Source organism: Clostridium sp. SGI.024, from assembly GCF_050315195.1.
Classification (GTDB): Bacteria; Bacillota; Clostridia; order Clostridiales; family Clostridiaceae; genus Clostridium.
Window position 1 is genome coordinate 1 of sequence record NZ_JBNPON010000064.1, and the last position, 18,147, is coordinate 18,147.

At 27.1% G+C, this 18,147-nt stretch carries 18 protein-coding genes and 2 pseudogenes; 18 read left to right on the top strand and 2 right to left on the bottom strand.

All coding sequences use genetic code 11. The features are described from left to right. Positions 1-487: 487 nt before the first annotated feature. The 8 genes and pseudogenes from ACQRD5_RS14105 (at position 488) to ACQRD5_RS14140 (ending at position 7,933) form a co-directional block, all read left to right on the top strand. Positions 488-1,632, top strand: a pseudogene (locus ACQRD5_RS14105) (anthranilate synthase component I family protein). Beyond that, complete coding sequence (locus tag ACQRD5_RS14110) at positions 1,629-2,210, top strand: anthranilate synthase component II (protein WP_291630398.1); 582 nt, start codon at positions 1,629-1,631, stop codon at positions 2,208-2,210. The pseudogene ACQRD5_RS14105 and the gene ACQRD5_RS14110 overlap by 4 nt, the downstream one beginning before the upstream one ends. Beyond that, complete coding sequence (trpD, locus tag ACQRD5_RS14115) at positions 2,203-3,207, top strand: anthranilate phosphoribosyltransferase (protein WP_427746970.1); 1,005 nt, start codon at positions 2,203-2,205, stop codon at positions 3,205-3,207. The genes ACQRD5_RS14110 and trpD overlap by 8 nt, the downstream gene beginning before the upstream one ends. Before the next feature lie 48 nt (positions 3,208-3,255). Continuing rightward, the gene (gene trpC / locus ACQRD5_RS14120; RefSeq protein ID WP_291630400.1) at positions 3,256-4,068 is read left to right on the top strand and encodes an indole-3-glycerol phosphate synthase TrpC; all 813 of its coding nucleotides are present in this window, start codon (positions 3,256-3,258) and stop codon (positions 4,066-4,068) included. Between the two features lie 16 nt (positions 4,069-4,084). Continuing rightward, a complete protein-coding gene (locus ACQRD5_RS14125; RefSeq protein ID WP_291630401.1) occupies positions 4,085-4,720 on the top strand; it encodes a phosphoribosylanthranilate isomerase in 636 nt (211 codons plus the stop codon). After that, on the top strand, positions 4,710-5,876 hold the full coding sequence (gene trpB / locus ACQRD5_RS14130; protein WP_291630416.1) for a tryptophan synthase subunit beta: 1,167 nt from the start codon (positions 4,710-4,712) through the stop codon (positions 5,874-5,876). The genes ACQRD5_RS14125 and trpB overlap by 11 nt, the downstream gene beginning before the upstream one ends. A 17-nt stretch (positions 5,877-5,893) precedes the next feature. Continuing rightward, positions 5,894-6,679, top strand: coding sequence for a tryptophan synthase subunit alpha (trpA, locus tag ACQRD5_RS14135; protein WP_427746971.1), 786 nt, complete (start codon positions 5,894-5,896; stop codon positions 6,677-6,679). A gap of 123 nt (positions 6,680-6,802) precedes the next feature. Beyond that, positions 6,803-7,933 (top strand): mechanosensitive ion channel family protein, encoded by a 1,131-nt coding sequence (locus tag ACQRD5_RS14140; RefSeq protein WP_427746972.1) that lies wholly within the window; start codon positions 6,803-6,805, stop codon positions 7,931-7,933. 107 nt (positions 7,934-8,040) lie between these two features. Here the strand turns inward: ACQRD5_RS14140 and ACQRD5_RS14145 are convergent, their stop codons facing one another. Further along, on the bottom strand, positions 8,041-8,202 hold the full coding sequence (locus ACQRD5_RS14145; protein WP_291630404.1) for a hypothetical protein: 162 nt from the start codon (positions 8,200-8,202) through the stop codon (positions 8,041-8,043). Between the two features lie 182 nt (positions 8,203-8,384). Between ACQRD5_RS14145 and ACQRD5_RS14150 the strand changes: the two genes are divergently transcribed. The 5 genes from ACQRD5_RS14150 to ACQRD5_RS14170 all read left to right on the top strand — a co-directional run bounded on the left by ACQRD5_RS14150 (position 8,385) and on the right by ACQRD5_RS14170 (position 12,755). Next, on the top strand, positions 8,385-8,948 hold the full coding sequence (locus tag ACQRD5_RS14150; protein ID WP_291630405.1) for a sigma-70 family RNA polymerase sigma factor: 564 nt from the start codon (positions 8,385-8,387) through the stop codon (positions 8,946-8,948). Continuing rightward, positions 8,945-10,273 (top strand): DUF4179 domain-containing protein, encoded by a 1,329-nt coding sequence (locus ACQRD5_RS14155; RefSeq protein ID WP_320901489.1) that lies wholly within the window; start codon positions 8,945-8,947, stop codon positions 10,271-10,273. The genes ACQRD5_RS14150 and ACQRD5_RS14155 overlap by 4 nt, the downstream gene beginning before the upstream one ends. 132 nt (positions 10,274-10,405) lie before the next feature. Continuing rightward, positions 10,406-11,464, top strand: coding sequence for a selenide, water dikinase SelD (selD, locus tag ACQRD5_RS14160; RefSeq protein WP_320901491.1), 1,059 nt, complete (start codon positions 10,406-10,408; stop codon positions 11,462-11,464). Positions 11,465-11,500: 36 nt separating this feature from the next. Beyond that, entirely contained in the window at positions 11,501-12,106 is a 606-nt protein-coding gene (gene yedF, locus ACQRD5_RS14165; protein ID WP_320901238.1) for a sulfurtransferase-like selenium metabolism protein YedF, read from the top strand. Between the two features lie 136 nt (positions 12,107-12,242). Continuing rightward, entirely contained in the window at positions 12,243-12,755 is a 513-nt protein-coding gene (locus ACQRD5_RS14170) for a GNAT family N-acetyltransferase (RefSeq protein ID WP_320901240.1), read from the top strand. Positions 12,756-12,869: 114 nt separating this feature from the next. Here ACQRD5_RS14170 and ACQRD5_RS14175 read toward each other — a convergent pair whose 3' ends face one another. Then, entirely contained in the window at positions 12,870-13,430 is a 561-nt protein-coding gene (locus tag ACQRD5_RS14175; protein WP_291630412.1) for an NUDIX hydrolase, read from the bottom strand. Positions 13,431-13,593: 163 nt separating this feature from the next. Between ACQRD5_RS14175 and ACQRD5_RS14180 the strand changes: the two genes are divergently transcribed. From ACQRD5_RS14180 to ACQRD5_RS14200, 5 genes and pseudogenes are all read left to right on the top strand, one after another. Continuing rightward, complete coding sequence (locus ACQRD5_RS14180; RefSeq protein WP_320901242.1) at positions 13,594-14,433, top strand: hydroxyethylthiazole kinase; 840 nt, start codon at positions 13,594-13,596, stop codon at positions 14,431-14,433. Positions 14,434-14,707: 274 nt separating this feature from the next. Beyond that, entirely contained in the window at positions 14,708-15,250 is a 543-nt protein-coding gene (locus tag ACQRD5_RS14185) for a class I SAM-dependent methyltransferase (RefSeq protein ID WP_320901244.1), read from the top strand. 239 nt (positions 15,251-15,489) lie between these two features. Then, entirely contained in the window at positions 15,490-15,822 is a 333-nt protein-coding gene (locus ACQRD5_RS14190) for a hypothetical protein (protein ID WP_320901246.1), read from the top strand. A 68-nt stretch (positions 15,823-15,890) separates the two neighbouring features. Next, a pseudogene (locus ACQRD5_RS14195) lies at positions 15,891-16,085 on the top strand (GNAT family N-acetyltransferase); the annotation flags it as partial. Between the two features lie 588 nt (positions 16,086-16,673). Next, on the top strand, positions 16,674-18,147 hold a 1,474-nt coding region (locus ACQRD5_RS14200), incomplete at its 3' end, for an exo-alpha-sialidase (RefSeq protein ID WP_427746973.1).

Below are 18,147 nucleotides of genomic sequence, written 5' to 3' on the forward strand. Positions count from 1 at the left end.
TAAAAGAAATGAGAAATTTTTAAAATTTCTCATTTCTTTTTTTAAAATTCAAAAATCTTCAGAAAATTGTTGATTTTTTTATTAATATTACATATAATAACATTAAAGTTAAAGCCTTTGATAAGAAGAGTAGGTAGTAGAGTTTAGTAACAGCGAATTTGGGATAGTGGGAGCCGAATACTGTAGCTATTATTGAATGGGTCTTTGAGGTGGTATCTTGAAATTATAGTAGGGGTACACGGGAAGTTAGCCGTTAAAATAACAGAGTATCGAAATAATATGAATTAGTTATTTCCGTACTTGATTTAAGATGTGCATAGGTGGCATAAGTGAAGTAATTTTCACCCTATTTTAGGGTGATTTTTTTATTTTTATATGTTTATTTGTGTACTTAAAAAATGGGTGGCACAAGTCACTTTGTCCCATTTGGGGGACAAAGTGACTTTTTTTATAGCTAATCAATAAAAGTGTAAAGGAGGATATCAAGATGATAGAAATTAGTAAAGAAGTATTTGAAAAAAAGAAAACAGAGAGTAAGGTTTTTTCGGTTATTAGTGAGTTTAGAGGTGACGAAGTTACTCCAATTAGAATTTTCAAAGCTTTAGATGGCAAGAAAAAATTTATTTTTGAAAGTGGAGAAAGAAGAAATTTAGAAGGAAGATACTCCTTTATAGCTGAAAATCCATATTTAGAGATTGTAGAGGATAAAGCACATTCAATTGAAAAGTTAAAAAAAGAAGTTAATTAAATAAAAAGTTAGAATCAGAAGAAATATATTTAGTTGATAATTTTCTTAAAGAAGAAAAAGAAGTATTAGAATTTCATTATGATGATTCAAATGAAGAGTTTATTAAAAATATCATGAAGGCAAAGAAATATATAAGAGAAGGAGAAATATTTCAAGTTGTTTTATCTAGGAGAATGAAGATAAAAACAAAAAAGTCACCATTAGAATTATATAGGAGATTAAGAGAAGATAATCCTTCACCATATATGTATTTATTAGATTATGATGAGTACCAAGTTATTGGATCATCTCCAGAAATATTAGTTTCTATTAAAGATAATATTATTACTACAAATCCAATAGCAGGTACTAGAAAAAGAGGAAGTACTTATAGTGAAGATTTATTATTAGAAGAAGAGCTTAAAAGTGATACTAAAGAGTTAGCAGAGCATGTTATGCTTGTGGACCTTTCAAGAAATGATGTTGGTAAAGTAAGTAAAATATCAACAGTAGAAGTAAAAGAGTTTATGAAGGTAGAAAGATTTTCTCATGTTATGCACATTACAAGTAAGGTTACAGGAGAACTCAATGATGATATAGATAAAATAGAAGCACTGTTTTCTTGTTTTCCAGCAGGAACAGTATCTGGAGCTCCTAAAATAAGGGCAATGCAAATAATAGATGAATTAGAAAGCTTAAATAGAGGAATATATTCAGGGGCTATAGGTTATCTATCATATGGTAATAATCTAGAATTATGCATAGCAATAAGAACAATTTTATTAAAAAATAATAATGCTTACATTCAAGCTGGAGCAGGAATTGTCTATGATTCAATACCAGAAAAGGAATGTGAAGAAATAGATAATAAACTAAATATTTTAAAGGAGGTTATTATAAAATGATAGCACTTATTGATAATTATGATTCATTTACATTTAATTTATATCAATATTTATCAGAATTTTCTGAGGTTAAAGTATTTAGAAATGATGAATTAGGAGTAAAGGAGTTAGAAGAATTAAATCCTAGTGGAATAGTAATTTCTCCAGGACCAGGAAAAGCTGAAAATGCAGGGAATTCTGTAGAAATTATAAAAGCATTTAAAGATAAAACTCCGATTCTTGGTATATGTCTTGGGCATCAAGCAATAGCAATAGCTTTTGGTGGAGTAGTAAAAGAAGCCATGAATATAGTACATGGAAAAAGATCAAAAATAAAAATTAAAAAAGATAGTATTTTTAACGGAGTAAATAGAAAATTTGAAGCAATGCGATATCATTCTTTAATAATAGAAAAGGAAAGTATTCCAGAGGAGTTAGAAATAATTGCAAAGAGCTTAGATGATGATGAAATAATGGCAATAAAGCATAAAGAATTGAAGGTTTATGGACTACAATTTCATCCAGAATCAATTTATACAGATCAAGGAAAGAGAATTATTAAAAATTTTGTTTTGGAGGTATGTGGTATTTATGATTAAAGAAGCTATAAATAAAATTTCCATAAAAGAAAATTTAACTGAGAAGGAAGCTAGAAGTGTAATTAATGAAATTATCAATAAAGAAGCTACTTCCTCACAAATTGGAGCATTTTTATTAGGACTAAAGGTAAAGGGAGAAACTACTGAAGAAATATTAGGAGCAGTAAAAGCTTTAAGAGATAACATGATAAAAATAGAAGGCTTTGAAAATTTGGTATTAATAGATACTTGTGGAACTGGTGGTGATGGAGGGAAAACTTTTAATATTTCAACTGTTTGTGCCATTATAGCTGCTAGTGCAGGAATTAAGGTAGCTAAACATGGAAATAGAGCAATTTCAAGTAAAAGTGGAAGTTTTGATGTGTTAAATGAACTTGGGATTGAGACAAGCTTAAGTAAAGAAGAAAGTGAGATAAGACTTAAGCAGAAGGGAATGAGCTTTTTATTTGCTCCTCTTTACCATAAAGCTATGAAAAATGTAGCAAATGAAAGAAATGAATTAAAGGTTAGAACAATATTTAATTTAATTGGTCCTATGTCTAATCCAGCTCAACTTACAGGACAACTCTTAGGTGTATATGATGAAAAGATGGTAGATATGGTAGCAGAAGTTCTGTTAAATCTTGGACTAAGAAGAGCTTTAGTTGTACATGGAGATGATGGTTTAGATGAGATAACAACAACAACCACAACAACAATATGTGAAGTTAATAATGGAGAAATTAAAAAATATAAAATTAGGCCTGAAGACTTTGACATTAATAAAGCATCTTTAAAGGATATATCTGGAGGAGAGGCAAATGAAAATTCAAAGATTATTATAGATATTTTAAAAGGTGTTAAAGGGCCAAAGAGAGATATTGTAATAATAAATTCAGCAGCAGCACTTTATGTTGGAGAAGCTGTAAACTCTATAAAAGAAGGAATTAAAATAGCAGCAGAATTGATAGATAGTGGTATAGCTTACAATAAGTATAAAGAGTTAATAAGTATATAGTCTACAAAAATTATATATTAATACCCTAGACAAAGGAGGTGGGGTTGTATGGAGAATATATTAATTAAGATAATTGAGAAAAAGAAACTAGAAATAGAAAAAGCTAAAAAATATATAGATGAAAAAAGTATGTATTCTAAGGCAATTAATCTTATAGAAAAAGAAAGTAATAATAAAGGATATGAAAATATTTTTAAAAAAGAGATATTTAAAGATAAGCTTTCAATAATTGGCGAATTTAAAAAAGCATCACCATCTAAGGGAATAATAGTTGAAGATTTTAAAATAGATGAAGTATTAGAGTTCTATGAAAAATTAAATATAGATTGTTATTCCATTTTAACTGAAAAAGATTTTTTCTGTGGAAGTAATGAAAACTTAGAGTATATTAGAGATAAAAGTATAAAACCAATTTTAAGAAAAGATTTTATAGTAGATTTTTATCAAATATATGAAAGCGTAGCATTAGGAGTAAATAGTATATTGCTTATTGCTTCAGTTTTAAATAAAGATTTAAAGAAATTTTATAAAGAAGCAAAAGAATTTAATTTAGAGCCTTTAGTTGAAATTCATAATAAAAAAGAATTAGAGTTAGCAATTGAGTGTGGATGTGAAATTATTGGTATTAATAATAGAAATTTAAATAACTTTAAGACTACCTTAGAAGTTACTGAAAGCTTAATAAGTCATATTCCAAGGGATAGAAAGATAATTGCTGAAAGTGGAATATTAAATATTAGTGATATAAGTTATATGAAAAGTTTAGGGGCTAATGGAGTCTTAATTGGTGAAATGTTTATGAGAAATATAAATAATAAAGAATTTATTTCAGAATATAGAGAGAAAACTTTTAATTTATAGTTTTGGAGAAGTAAATATGGTTGAAGTAAAGATTTGTGGAATAACTAAGGATTTTGAAATAGATTATTTGAATACTTTAAAGCCCAATTACATTGGTTTTGTATTTTCAAAGAGTAAAAGAAGAGTTTCCAAAGAGGAAGCAAATAAGCTTATAAAAAAACTACACTCATCTATAAAGGTAGTAGCTGTTTTTAGAAATGAAGATATTAGTTATATAGAAGATGTTATAAATTACACCAATATAGAAATAGTTCAATTACATGGTAATGAAGATATGAATTATATAAATAATCTAATTAAAATTTTAAATAAAGAGATAAAAATTTGGAAGGCTATAGAAGTTATAGATGAAAAAAGTATAGAAAAAATCAACGATTATAATATCTCTAAAATATTGTTAGATACTAATACTCCAGGAGAAGGAAATAAAATAGATATAAGATATTTAAGTGAATTATCTAATTTAGAAAATATATTTATTGCTGGAGGAATTAATAAAGATAATTTAAAAGAAGTAATAGAAAATATTAATCCCAATGGAATAGATGTATCTAGTGGAGTAGAAGAAGTTGATTTAAATAAAAAAACATATAAATCCTTTGAAAAAATGAAAGAATTAATTATGGAGGTAGGTAAATATGATAAAAGGTAGATTTAATAATTTTGGGGGACAATATGTTCCAGAAACTTTAATGAATGTATTAAAGGAGCTAGAAGTTGAATATGAAAAGGCAATAAAGGATGAAAAGTTTTATGAAGAGTATATGAACTATTTAATTGATTACGTTGGTAGAGAAAGTCCATTATATTATGCAGAAAATATGAGTAAAGAATTAAATGGGGCTAAAATATATTTAAAGAGAGAAGATTTAAATCATACAGGTGCTCATAAAATAAATAACGCTATTGGTCAAGCTATCTTAGCTAAGAGAATGGGTAAAAAGAATATAATAGCAGAAACAGGAGCAGGTCAACATGGTGTGGCTACAGCTACTGTTTGTGCAAAGTTTAACTTGAACTGTAAAGTTTTTATGGGAGTTGAAGATATAAAGAGACAATCCTTAAATGTTAAGAAAATGGAGCTTTTAGGTGCAGAGGTTGTACCTGTTGAAAGTGGATCAGGAACCTTAAAGGATGCAGTAAACGAAGCAATAAGATATTGGGTTACTAATGCAGAAGATACCTTTTATATAATAGGATCAGTAGTAGGACCACATCCATATCCAACTATGGTAAGAGATTTTCAAAAGATAATAGGAATGGAAGCTAAAAGACAAATTTTAGAAAAAGAAGCTAGACTTCCAGATTATATAGTTGCAGCAGTAGGTGGAGGAAGTAATGCTATGGGAATATTTTATCCATTTATAGAAGATAAGGAAGTACAGCTTATAGGGGTAGAAGGAGCAGGTCATGGAATAGAAACCGGAGAACATTCAGCTACTATGAGTGAAAAGAAAAAAGGTGTACTGCATGGAATGATGACTTATTTACTTAGAGATGATTATGGAAATATAAAAGAAGCATATTCAATATCAGCAGGGTTAGATTATCCAGCAATAGGTCCAGAACATGCATATTTAGAAGAAATAAAAAGAGCAGAATATGTTAGTGCAACGGATAAAGAAGCTTTAGAGGCATTTCTATATTTAACTAAGAAAGAAGGCATAATTCCAGCTTTAGAGTCTTCCCATGCAGTAGCTTATGCTATGAAATTAGCTAAATCATTGGATAAAGATAAAATAATAATTATAAATTTATCAGGAAGAGGAGATAAGGATTTAGAAGTAATATTAGAAAATTTAGAGTAAAGCAAGGGGGGATAAAGATGAATAGAATAGATTTAGAATTTAAACGGCTTAAAGAAGAAAATAAAAAAGCATTAGTGCCCTTTGTAACCTTTGATAATTTATCAAAAGAAGAACTAGCTAACTTAGTAATAGAAATTGGAGAAGCAGGAGCGGATTTAATAGAAATTGGAGTTCCTTTTAGTGAACCATTAGCAGATGGAGTAGTTATTCAAGAAGCTTATAGTAATTCTTTAAAAAATGGTATTAATATTTTTGATGTATTAGATAGTATAAAGCTAATAAGAAAAGAATCTAATATTCCAATAATAGTTATGGTTTATTATAATTTAGTTTATTGCTTTGGTGTTAATGAGTTTTTAATTAAGGCTAAGGAAGTGGGAATTGATGGACTTATTATACCTGATTTAGCATTAGAAGAACGAGGAGAGTTTTTATCATTATGTGAAGAGTATGATATATATTTAATACCTTTAGTAGCACCAACTTCTAAGAAGAGAATTAAATCAATTATAAATAAGGGAAAAGGCTTTGTTTATTGTATCTCATCTATGGGAGTAACTGGTGAAAGAAGTGGGATATTGAATGAAGATATAATAGATTATTTAAATTATGTAAAAAAATATTCTAATATACCTTTTCTAATTGGCTTTGGAATATCTAGTGCTGAATCAGCTAGAGAAGTTTCAAAGTATTCAGATGGAGTAATTGTAGGAAGTGCTGTAGTTAAGAGAATAAAAGATAATACAGCAATAGAATTTATAAAAGGGATAAGACTTGCTTTAAATAATTTGGATAAAAAATAGTAAAATAACTAAAAATAATAATTGATATTTTAACCTAATTGTGTGAAATTATCCTATCTTTTAAGTGGAAGATAAATAGTATTTAACAATAGTTAATAAAATGAAATACTATTAGGAGTAGATATGGAACAAGTAGAAGAAATTATTAAATTATTATTGAAAGTAAGTATAAGTAAATATATAATCGCTTTAATAGTTTTTGCACTTTCTCTTTTTATTAATAAGTATATTATTAGTAAAATTTTTGATTATGCAATTAAATTAGTGAAAATTACAAAGAATTATGTTGATGATAGCTTTGTTAGAGCTTTAGAAAAGCCAATAAAGTTATATATAACTTTGTATAGCTTATATATTTCATTAAAAGTAATAGATTATGATAGGTTAAGTGTAAATTCTATTACAAGTGAGAAATTAAAAAAGATTTTTATAGTTATAGCAATATGCTATTTCTCTTATAATCTTACCTTAGAAAATTCAATACTCTATAAGAAGGTAAAGAAAAATAATATAGTTTTTCCCTTTGTATCTATAATAATAAGGTTAATTATAATAGTAATTGGAGTAAGTTGTATTGCAAAGGAGTTTGGATTTACAGGCTTTATAGCTGGTCTTGGAATAAGTGGAGTTGCTTTCGCATTAATGGCTCAGGATACATTTTCCAATCTTTTTGGCGGGATTATTATAGTGCTTGATAGACCTTTTGCAATTGGTGATTGGATACAAACCTCTGATATAGAAGGAATTGTTGAAGAAATAACTTTTAGAAGTACAAAAATAAGAACCTTTTCTATGGCAGTTGCAACAGTTCCAAATTCAAAGCTTGCTAATGAAAATATAATTAATTGGAGCCAAAGAAAATTAAGAAGAATTCACTTTAAATTTACTATAAGATTTGAAACTTCTGTTGAAAAAATAAAAAGATCTTTGGATAAAATAAAAGAATTACTTAATAATCATGAAAAGATAGATAAGGACTTAATAATTGTAAGTTTTAATGAATTATCTACCTATGGCTTTGGAGTATTTATATATTTTTATACCAATGAATTAAGATATGTGAAATACGAAGCACTAAAGGAAGAAATTAATATAGAAATACTAAGGATACTAAAAGAAGAAGAAGTGGAATTAATGTTCTTAAATCTAAATTTTGGTATGGATAGTTTGCATAAAGACAATAACTGCGAAGCTACTTGCTCAGAATTAGAATCTATAAGAAATATAACTGAAGAAGAAAGAGGAAACAAGTAATGTTATCAAAGATAACATTAAATGAAAAAATGAAAGAATGAAGAAGTGAGGAAGCAATTTGTTTCAAATTATTATATTTTAATAGCTAAAAACTCCTAAGGGAGTTTTTATTTTTTGACATTATTTTTTTTATCTAGAACAAGACCAATAGTAAGACCTAAACACAATCCTATTAATAAATCTCCATAAATAATACCCAAAACAAGTCCCATTCCAGTAAAAAGTGTGAAATAACAATTATTATTTTTCTTTTTATTTTTTTCAACCATAAAACACACTCCTATAAATACATCTGAAAAGTAATTATGTTTATATTATATACTATTTTATGGAAAATATAGTATATTAACATTAATTAAGATAAAGGAAAATAAATTTTAATAAAAATTGATAGAAATTATAAAGTTTAAGCTAAGTAATAAGTGTAAGGACTTACAGGAAGGAGAATCTTATGAGGATAAATGAAAAAAACTTTATAAAGTATCTAAATAAGAAAAATGAAAAAGCTTTAGATTATATAGTAGACACATATGGTGGATTAATAAAATCTATAGTAAATAAACATTTATATAGTCTTACTGATTATAATGATGAATGTATAAATGATATATTATTAGCTATCTGGAATGGAATTGATAAATATGATGAATCAAAAGGTGAATTTAAAAATTGGTTAGCAGCGATTTCAAGGTATAAATGTATTTCATATCAAAGAAAGTATTTAAACATAGAATTAATGACAGATGATATTGAAAATATAGACCTTAAGGGTGATGATAACATTGAAAGATACTTAGAAAAAGAGGAACTTAAAAAGGAAATAGATTCCTTATTAAGTGCACTAAATCCTAAGGATAAGGATATTTTTATTAGATATTATATAAATGAAGAAAAAGTTAGAGATATTGCAGAAATTTACTCTGTTAAGGAAGAAGTTATTTATAATCGGATATCTAGAGGAAAGAAAAAAATAAAATCCATCTTTGGAAATAGCTTTGAGGAGGGACAAATATGAAGGATCCATTAGAATATTTAAATGATGTAAAAATAGATTTGAGTGAATACGAAGAAGTAGAGTTAAATGATATAGAAAAAAAGAAGATAAAAAAATTGGTTAGAAAAACTATAGCCAAAGGGAATAAGTATTCAAAGTTTAGTACAAAGATAAGTGGACTAATAGCAGGATTGACAATATGTATATTAACTTTGGGGGTGTACTTTCCAACATATGCACAAAAAATTCCCATATTAAAAGATGTATATGAACGAATATTTTCATCTTCAGACTTAGGTAATTATGAAGATAACTCTGTTCCAGTAATGGCAAAAATAAAAGTGGGTGAATATGAGGTTAATATTGAAAAGGCTTATTATAATGGTATAGAACTAACAATAATATTTAATATAATAGGTGATAAACCTATAATAAATGATTCACGTTTTAGTTTGGAAACATCTATTACTACAGAGGATAATATTGTGGAGAATTCTGGATTATTTTATGGAGAATTTATTGATGATTATACTTTTCAAGCTATTCAATCAGTACAGTTTAAAGCTATAGATGGAGGAGAATTACCAACTGTATTTAATGGTAATCTTAAAGTAACAAAGTTATATACAGGACGAAGTGATCAAGAATATATAGATATTAATATAGAACCGATTCCACTAACTTTAGATAGTAGTACTGTAGCTGTTAAGGACTATGAAATAAATAAAACAATTATATCTAGAGATAGGACAATTGAAGTTTTAAATGCAAAGGAATATGATACTGGTATCTTTATTAAGTTTAAATATCCTGAAGGACAATTTGCTTTATTTAGAGATTACTTTATTTGGGATAGTAATAAAGGTATTTTACAAGAAAAAACTATTAGTCCAAATAGAGAGGAATCTATATCAATTATGCAACATAATCCTCCAAGTGAAGATGGTGAGGTATATTTAATTCCATATCAGTATGATACAAGTGGTGATAGAAGAAGGGTATTGATACCATTAGAAAAAGGTAAATTTGATTTTGGTAGCCAAGGGTCTCTTGAAATTTTAGATATTACAGATGTACTTGATACTACAGAAATAAGGGTAAGAGCCACAGGAAATTATGCTGCATATCCTTTAAGTTTTGAAGGGGATGGTGGAATAGATCATTACAATCCAATTAATAGCGATGATTATCATCCAATATTTAAAAAAGATGAAAAAAATCTAGGAGTTTTAGATACTGAAAAAACCTTTGTATTTAAAAAACTAGATAGAAATAAGAATTATTATATATATGAGAGACTAGACAATTACGAAATACTATATCAAAAGATGATTAAAATCAAGTAATATTATGCTAATTTTCATAAAGGGATGCCTAAAGGGCATCTCTATTTATTTTACTAGTATTAGTGGTATAATTTAAATATGAAGTAGATTATTAAGTAAATTAATGAAGGGTAATACAAATTAGGTGATAAAATGGAAAATAATAAAAAGAAACTTATGCAATTATCAACTAGGTGTGGATGTGCAGGAAAATTTACTCCAGATGATTTAGCTAAAGTATTAAAACATATTGAAGTTAGTGAAGATGAAAGAGATCCTAATTTATTAGTAGGCTTTGATAAGTCAGATGATGCAGGGGTATATAAAATTACAGATGAATTAGCTTTAGTACAAACTGTAGATTTCTTTACACCAGTTTCCAATGATCCTTATACATATGGACAAATTGCAGCAGCTAATGCTTTAAGTGATGTTTATGCGATGGGTGGAAAACCTTTGACAGCTTTAAATTTATCATGTTTTTCAGCAACTATTGGAGCTGATATCCTAGCAGAAATATTAAAAGGGGGAGCTGATAAAATTAGAGAAGCTGGAGCAACAATTGCAGGTGGACATACTATCACAGATGAAGAAATAAAGTATGGAGTATCTGTAACAGGGTTAATAAATCCAAATAAAATTATATCTAATTCTGCTGCAAAGGTAGGAGATAAACTTATATTAACAAAACCTTTAGGCTCTGGAGTATTAACTACAGCTCTAAAAATAGATTTTATTACAGATGAAGAGTTTAAGGAAGCAGAAAAAGTTATGTCAACTTTAAATAAAGTTCCATCAGAAGAAATGCAAAAGATAGGTGTAAATTCTTGTACAGATATTACTGGTTTTGGATTTATTGGACATTCATATGAAATGGCAGCAGGAAGTGGAGTAGCTTTAGAAGTAGATAGTAAAAAGATTCCTGTTATGAAGAAAGTAAAAGAATTAGTAAAAGAATACTGTTTACCAAGTGGTGCATATTCAAATGAAAAACATTTTGAAAAATGGGTAAAATTTTCAGATAAAATTGATGATGCCACAAGATTAACATTTTTTGACCCACAAACTTCTGGTGGACTATTAATTTCAGTAAGTGAAAATAAGGCGGAGGAACTATTAAATAATATTAATAGTAGAAGTGAAATTAAAGCTGAAATTATTGGAAGAGTAGTTGAAGCTAATGAAGATAATAAACTTATTAATATAATTTAGAATAATTAATATAATAATTTAAATAGAGGTGGGATTATGGAGATTATCGATTGTAAGGGATTAGCTTGCCCTATGCCAGTAATAAAAACAAAGAAATATTTTGATTTAGAAGATTCAAAAGAAGCCTTAGTAATAGTAGATAATGAAGTAGCAAAAAATAATATATTAAGGTTAGCTAAAGGAATCAATTTAAATAGTAGCTTTATTGAAGAAGAGGGAATATATAAAATACAACTTTCAAGAGGTGAAATCAAAGATGTACAAGTATCAAAGATTAATGAAGCCTTAGATAATATTTCTGTTCCTTCAGCACCAACCATATTAGTAGCAACTAACCTTTTAGGAAATGGTGATGATAAATTAGGAGAAACTTTAATGAAGGTATATATTAATACCTTAGCAGAATCAGAAATCCTTCCAAAAAATTTAATGTTTATTAATGGAGGAGTTAAATTAACTTGTACAGGTTCAGATGTATTAGATAGCTTAAATTTAATGAAGGAAAAGGGAGTAAATATAATAAGCTGTGGTGCTTGCTTAGATTTCTACAATTTAAAGGAAGAACTTAAGGTTGGGGAAATAGGAAATATGTATCAAATTATTGAACTTATGAATAAAAGCAGAAATACTATAAAACTTTAGTTTAGGTAAAATATAATAGATAATAAGTGAGAGAGAAGAAAAAAGAGAGAATAGGTAAAATAACAGATAAGGTTTAAGAGGACAAAGATAAGATTATTAAACTACTAGATAAATGGGAATTTGATAAGGAGAGAATATGATACTCGAAACAGAACGATTATATTTACGAGAGTTAACACAAGAAGATTATAAATCTTTATGTAAGATATTGCAGGATAAAGAAACAATGTATGCCTATGAAGGAGCATTTAGTGATACGGAAGTACAGGAATGGTTAGACAGGCAAATTTTCCGTTATAAAGAATGGAACTTTGGGTTGTGGGCAGTAGTTCTAAAAGAAACAGATGAAATGATCGGGCAATGTGGTCTAACAATGCAACCATGGAAGGATACGGAAGTGTTGGAAGTTGGCTATCTTTTTCAACAGTTATATTGGCATAAAGGTTATGCTACAGAAGCTGCAAAAGCGTGTAAGAAATATGCTTTTGAGATACTAAATGCTAACGAGGTATGTTCTATAATTAGAGATACAAATGTAGCCTCTCAAAATGTAGCGCTAAGAAATGATATGATAGCAATGGATAGCTGGACGAAACATTACCGAGGTGTGGATATGTTACATTACCGTTATGTAGCTATCCGTAAGTAATAACAAATTGAAATTTAGAATTTATAAAGTATTAAGATATAGTATCGTGATGCCTTGGAGCTTGCGACGGAACCCAGATAAAATATGATATCTTAATACTTTTTAATTTTTCATTTATCTCATTTCTTTAATTTTTTTATTAAACTTTTCATAAAGCTTAATCATATCTTCTTCAGTTGAGTATATAGAAACCTCATCAATTGGAATCCATTTTACTCCGCTATTTTCATCTTCTTTAATAATAAGATCATCATTTTCATCGCCTTCTAAAAGATAAGCTACTGATAAATGAAGATGTGAAGCTATATTTTTCCCTCTTTTAATATGAGCAGGTACAGGAAGTACATCTAAAGAAAATATCTTTTTATCTAAAGCCTTGATATGTTTAACTCCCGTTTCTTCCTTAGCTTCTTTAATTGCTACATATAATAAATCTTCATCTCCATCTGCATGTCCACCAGTCCATGACCAAGAATTATATATATTATGATAAATCATAAGAACTTTAGTCTTATCTTTATTTACTATATATCCAGAACTAGTTATATGAGCTAATGGATTTTCTCTAGTAAGTAAATTATCAAAATTATTAATGGCATATAATATAGCTTCTTTATCAGCTGCTTCTTGTTCATCATATGGAACATATTCTTTAATTTCTTCTATCCAATTCATAATATTCTCCTTTTAGTTTAAATATTTAATTATCATTATATACTAATGTGTATAAAATAACCATTAAGAAAAACAATCACATATAAAAATGCTGTCGAATAATATGTATAGATACTATTTGTATTGACATGATTATATTTAGGATGTAAGAGAGGAAACGATAATGCAAATTGGTATAAGGGCATTAGACGAGAGCTTAAACTTGCAGAAAATAAAGAAACCTCTTATACACTGTATTAATAATTCTTCAGAAAAGTTAAAAGAAAGTATAATAAACTATAATGGTAAGCCTATATTTACAGATATATTAAAAGAATATGTAGAATTAACTTCTAAGGCTAACTCCTTACTAATATATCTTAAAGATTTAAATGAAGATAAAATTGAGGCAATAGAAAAATCAATAAGAATAGCAAGAAGAAAAGGAATACTTGTAGTTTTAGATATACTAGGAGCAAACCTTTCTTTTCCAATAAGGGAAATGGCATTAAGATTTATAAATAGATATAATATAAATGTTGTTACAGGAAAGGTAGAAGAATTTAAGGTTCTAGTATTAAATGATAAAACTTTAATTGAAGAAGAAAATATAAATTATAAAATAAGAGAAGATAATTCCTTTAGAATTAGATTAAAAAGGTTTTCAAAAAATAATAATACAATTTTAGTTATAAAAAGTGATGATTATTATTTAACTGATGGATTTAGTGAATTCTTTATAAATAGATATATAAACGAGAAAAATAAATCATTAGATATTGAAGCTATGTTAAGTGGACTAATTTCTGTGGGAGTTGCATCTGCAAGTAATAATGAAGAAAGGTTTATAAGCGTCTTAGTTGCTATTATGACTATGGCAGTAAGTGAAAAAAAAGCTGAACAAAAGAATTTGATTTATAGTGAAGATATAAGTTTTATGAAATACTTAGAAGATGAAATTAAGAATATAAATGCAAATGAGTTAATTAAATTATCAAAAATAGATTATTTATTCACAAGATAAGTAGTCAGATATTATATCGTTGCTTCCGTCGCTCGCTCCAAGTCAGCACAATATAATATCTGACTACTTTTATACTAAAGGAAAAAAGGCACTTAGGTGTCTTTTATTTTGAGGAAAAAGTTAGTAATGGTTTCTTTGAGAATTGAAACATTGTTATGGGAAAAAATGTTATAATTAATTGTAGGATGCTAAGTAGATAATAAAGCATAAAATGAATTAAAAAAATTATTACAAACATACAAATGAATTAGGAGTTGAAAGAGAGGTTGTATATGTGAAAAGAATTATTATTGGAGCTGGCAATACTTCTTATGAAGGGTGGAAAGCAACACAAGAAGAGGAGTTAGACTTATTAAATATTAATGATTATTATAATTTATTTGAACAGGAAGAATCTATTGATGCATTCTTAGCTGAACATGTATTTGAGCATTTAAGTTATGAGGAAGGAGTAAAAGCAGGTAAAAATTTATATAAGTTCTTAAAACCAAATGGATATGTTAGAGTTGCAGTTCCAGATGTTAATTTTGATAATGAATGGTATAAGAATATGTGCAAACCAGGGGGACCAGGAAATGTAGATCATCCTGCATATACTCATAAGGTTTTTTATGATTATAAGACTTTAATAAATGTTTTTGAAGCAGCAGGATTTACAGTAGATTTACTTGAATATTGCGATGAAAATGGAAGATTTCATTTTAATTATTGGAATCCTGGACAGGGGATGATTGGAAGATCTTTAAGATTTGACACTAGAAATGATAGTGGGGAATTGGGTATGGTTTCAATTATTATTGATGCATATAAAAAATAGATAATTTCTAATTTGGAGATATTCCAAGTTTTACTTTAGTTATTCTAATTTACTAATTCTATATCAGAAAAAGTTTATTTAAAATATATTTATAAGTATAAAAAAGTAAGTTACAATAATAATTAGTTTTTATTAAAAGAATCATGAACTTAGGGTTTGTGGAGAAATAGTGATTAAAGATATATTGGAAATAAGTTAGATAGTAAGCTTATAAAGATAAGCAACTATGGGGGGGAATAATGGCAAAACTTAAATTGCGGGATTTAATAACAATATTAAATAGTGATGTATTAAAAAGTAATTCATGTATTGAAATGAACTTTTGTATTGATAATGATACAAAATATGATGACTGTTGGCTAGGAAAAATGCCAGATAAGAAAAATATAGGAAAGGAATTATATTGGTATGGCTTAGTGGCAGATGGTTCACAAGCATATGAATATAATAAATTAGAGGATTTTCTAAATGCCAAAGTATTCAATGGGAAGAGTTTATATGATGTTATTGAAAAAATAACTTGGTTTTCTTTAGATGGGAGTAGCATAGAAGAAATATTTTCATTTATATAATTTATTTATAGATTAATTAATATTAGAAATATATTAATTTTCTATGAAATATTATATCTATATCATACAAGGAGGGATATGGAACTATTCTTCTAAATGATATAGAAAAAATTGCAAAAGAAAAAGGATGCAATATAATTCATTTAGATACTTTTGATTTTCAAGCAAAGGATTTTTATATTAGACATGGATATGAAGTTTTTGGAGTATTAGATGATTGTCCAAAAGAACATAAACGTTATTATATGAAAAAGAATATATAGTTAAATATATTAAAAATCTAATCTGTACAAAACAGGAATTAATATTTTTGTAGAAATTTTGTGCTATTTTATATTTTTTTGACATTTTTTTATTTTCTATTGAATATAATCAATTTTTACATTAAAATTTATACTATAATAAGTTATAAAAAATACAAATATTTAAAATATAATTTCCATTAATCTAAGGAATTATATTTTAATTTATTTGTATACGTATTCATAACTTTATTCAGATTGTATTAAATAAAAGAGTATTAAATGTAAATATAATGAAATTTTTAATGTGTATTAAATTAATACTTTTTACCTTTTATATTGTTATAAATTACAATTATAGATAAATGCAGTAAACTTAATAAAAATCATATCATAATCCTTAATTCAAAACATAGCAAAATTAATAATACTTATTATTGAAATAAATTTTATATAATATTTTCTTATAATATTCTTTATAACTTCAATTAAACATATCTGTATTACTTAAATAATAAACTCTAAAGGACTATTTTTAAAATAGCTAAATACATTTAATTATATGATATTAATTTAAATTAATATAGTATTTTATTAAGGAGGAGAACTATGAAAAAATTTTTAAATGCCAAATTCACTTTATTTTTATTACTAGCTTTTATGCTGATTTTTAATGTTAACATTAGCAATGTTAATGCAAATAGCTTAGATGATCAAATTTCAAGAGTAAAGGTTTTTGATAAAGCTAGTAATATTTGGAAATCTAAGTACTTTAGGATTCCTAGCTTACAAATACTATCTGATGGAACTATGCTTGCTTTTTCTGATATTCGCTACAATGGAGCTAGTGATCATGGATATATTGATATAGGTGTAGCTAAGAGCACTGATGGTGGACAAACATGGGATTATCAAATAGCTATGAAAAATGATCGCAAAAATTCAACTTATTCTCGTGTAATGGATTCTACAACTGTTGTTACAAATACTGGAAGAATAATATTGATTAATGGAGCCTGGAATACTAATGGTAACTGGGCAAGCGCTAGTACAAACCTAAGAAGTGATTGGTCAGTTCAAATGGTTTATTCAGATAATAATGGTAGAACATGGTCTGATAAAATTGACTTAACAACAAATAAAGCTAGAATAAAAAATCAACCTAGTAATACAATTGGATGGTTAGGTGGTGTTGGAACAGGAATTGTAATGGAAGATAATACAATTGTAATTCCTGCTCAAATAGCCTTAAGAGAAAATAATTCAAATAAATATTATTCAACTATTATATATTCAAAAGATAATGGTGAAACTTGGACAATGGGAAATAAAGTTCCTCAAGCAACAACTTCTGAAAATATGGTGATAGAATTAGATGGTGCCTTAATTATGAGTACTAGACATGACTATACTGGATATAGATCTGCATACATATCACATGATTTAGGTAACACATGGGAAGTATACGAACCTTTACATAGGAAAATTAAAACTGGCTCAGGTGCGGGTTGTCAAGGTTCATTTATAAAAGTTACTGCCTCAAATGGAGATAGAATAGGATTAATTTCAGCTCCTAAAAATCTAAAAGGAGGATACATAAGAGATAATATAACTGTTTATATGATTAATTTTGATGACTTATCAAAAGGTATTACAGAATTAACAGTTCCTTATCCACAAAACGGAAATGCTTCAGGTGGAGGATATTCTTCATTATACTTTAACAATGGGACTTTAGGAATACTTTATGAAGCAGATGGTAATATAGAATACAAAGATTTAACACCTTACTATTTATCTTTTTATAATGATAAAACTACTAATAATATAACATACTTATCAGATACTAAGTGGGAAAGTCAAAGAGCTTCTTATGGTACTATTAGACGTGATATATCTCATGATGGTGTAAATAAATTAGCACTAAGAGATGCTAATGGCTCAACAATTAATTATACTAAAGGAGTTGGTGCTCATTCTATTAGTGAAATAACTGTTGATTTAACTGATAAAGATTACGATAAATTTGAAACATCTGTAGGTGTATTACAAAAAGCTAATACTACTAATAATAATGCTTCTG